The organism is Actinophytocola sp. (assembly GCF_036402745.1).
Classification (GTDB): Bacteria; Actinomycetota; Actinomycetes; order Mycobacteriales; family Pseudonocardiaceae; genus Actinophytocola.
Genome location: NZ_DASWSJ010000340.1, coordinates 1 through 2,042 on the forward strand (window position 1 = coordinate 1; position 2,042 = coordinate 2,042).

The window sequence follows — 2,042 nt, forward strand, 5'->3', positions numbered from 1 at the left end:
TGCTGGCCGTGCGGCGCGCCGAGCTGCGGTGGATCGACGGTGTCGTCGCCGCCCTCCGCTCCGGCGAGCTCACGTGGTCCGAGGAGTGGATCCGCGCGATCGCCGAGAAGCTGGAGGGCGGCTAGTCCGCCTCCCCGGGATCAACAGTGTGCGTTGCGTCCCGGCGAATGGTGTGGGTATCGAGGTGGGTGGTGGCTGGGTGCCGTCACGGTCCCCTGAGGTTCCGGTGGTCGGCGCATGACTTCACCCGATATCTACGAGACAGGCCTTAGTCGCGGCGTTCTTCACCTCGTCGTCCAGTCGTGGCGTCCGGTCGTCACGTCTGGTCGGAGTGTCTGGTCGTCACGTCTGGTCGGAGTGTCTAGTCGGCGACGTTCTTGAGGGCGCTGTCGAGGTTGGTCGGCGGCAGGTCGAACGTGCGCTCGGTGACCGAGGAGTCGATCACGAACGGGCGGATGAACTGGTACCTCGTCGTCCGCAGCTCGCGGATCATCGGGGAGAACAGGCCCGCGGTCCACAGGACGGCGTAGGGCAGCGCGCCGAGCTTGGCCGGCGGGGTGCCGTGGACCTCGGTGAACCGGGCGGCCAGCTGGCGAATGGTCAGCGGCGGGTTGGTCGGCACGAGCCACGCCGTGCCCCAGCCGCGCTCGTCGCCGGCCACCGTGACCAGCGTCCGGGCCACGTCGGTGATCGAGGTCCAGCTGTGTGGCACGTCCAGCGCGGCCGGCACGTTCGCGCGCTTGCCGGCCCGCAGCGGCTTGGCGAGCACCACGCCGAAGATCGAGTTCGCCTCGACGTAGTCGCTCGCGCGGACCTCGGTGGCCCGGATCTTGCCCGCCTCGTACGCGGCCAGCGCGTCGCGCCACATGTCCGCGCGGAGCTTGAGCTTCGGGTGGGTCGCGGCGAGCGGGGTGTCGGCGGTGATAGGGCCGTCGACCTCGCCGTAGCCGTACAGGTTGCTCGCGGTCGCCAGGACGGCGCCGGTGCGCTCGGCCGCGGTCAGGAGCGCCTGGGCGATCGGCGGCCAGTCGGTGAGCCAGCGGTGGTACTGCGGGCTCGCGCAGTTGTACAGCGCGGCGGCACCCTCGGTCAGCGTCGTGAGCCGGTCGGCGTCGGTGGCGTCGGCAGCCACCCGCTCGATCGCCGGGTGCTCGGGCCCACCGCCGCCGCGGGTGACGACCCGGACCTGCTCGCCGCGCTCGGCCAGCAGGGATGCGGTGGCGGCGCCGACCGGTCCGGCGCCGACGATGACGTGGAGTGCCATGACGTGTCCCCTCTCCAATTCGAGAGCACCGCTCTCACTTCGGATCAATAGTCACGCGAGCACCGCTCACTGTCAAGAGCACCGCTCTCAATTGTGTGCAATAATCCGAATCATGACAGACCGTACGGCGGGATCGATCAGGGCGCGCGTGCGGGCCGAGATGCTCGAGGAGATCAAGGCCACCGCGCGAAAGCAGCTGGCGGAGGGCGGCGCGAACTTGTCGTTGCGCGCGGTGGCGCGGGACCTGGGGATGGTGTCGTCGGCGATCTACCGGTACTTCGCGAGCAGGGATGAGCTGCTGACGGCGCTGATCCTGGACGCGTACAACTCGATGGGCGAGGCGGCGGAGAAGGCGGGCGTGTCGGTCCGCGCGAGGGATGACTACTTCGGCCGATGGCTGGCGGTGGCCCGGGCTCTGCGAGGTTGGGCGGTGGCGCACCCGCACGAGTACGCGTTGATCTACGGAAGCCCGGTCCCCGGCTACGCGGCGCCCCAGGACACGGTGGAACCGTCGACCCGCCCGATGCTGGTGCTGGGCACAATCCTGGCGGAGGCCCATGCGGCCGGCCGGCTGGCCGAGGTCAACCTCCTCCGCCCCGAGCCGACCCTGCGCCCGGAGCTCGCGCGACTCAGCGACACCGTGGCCCCGGACATCACCGAGGCGATGATGGCCCGCGCCCTGATCGCCTGGACAGAACTCTTCGGCGCGATCAGCTTCGAGCTGTTCGGCAGGTACAACAACACCATCACCGACCTGGACACCTGGTTCGACCACCAG

The 2,042-nt window shown here is 70.0% G+C and carries 2 protein-coding genes; one reads left to right on the forward strand and one right to left on the reverse strand.

Annotated features, from left to right (window positions below; all coding sequences use genetic code 11):
• Positions 1–361 precede the first annotated feature (361 nt).
• Positions 362–1,264, reverse strand: coding sequence for an NAD-dependent epimerase/dehydratase family protein (locus tag VGD70_RS30985; RefSeq protein ID WP_331087625.1), 903 nt, complete (start codon positions 1,262–1,264; stop codon positions 362–364).
• A 112-nt stretch (positions 1,265–1,376) separates the two neighbouring features.
• Between VGD70_RS30985 and VGD70_RS30990 the strand changes: the two genes are divergently transcribed.
• Positions 1,377–2,042: TetR/AcrR family transcriptional regulator (locus tag VGD70_RS30990; protein WP_331087626.1), on the forward strand; the 666-nt coding region annotated here is incomplete at its 3' end.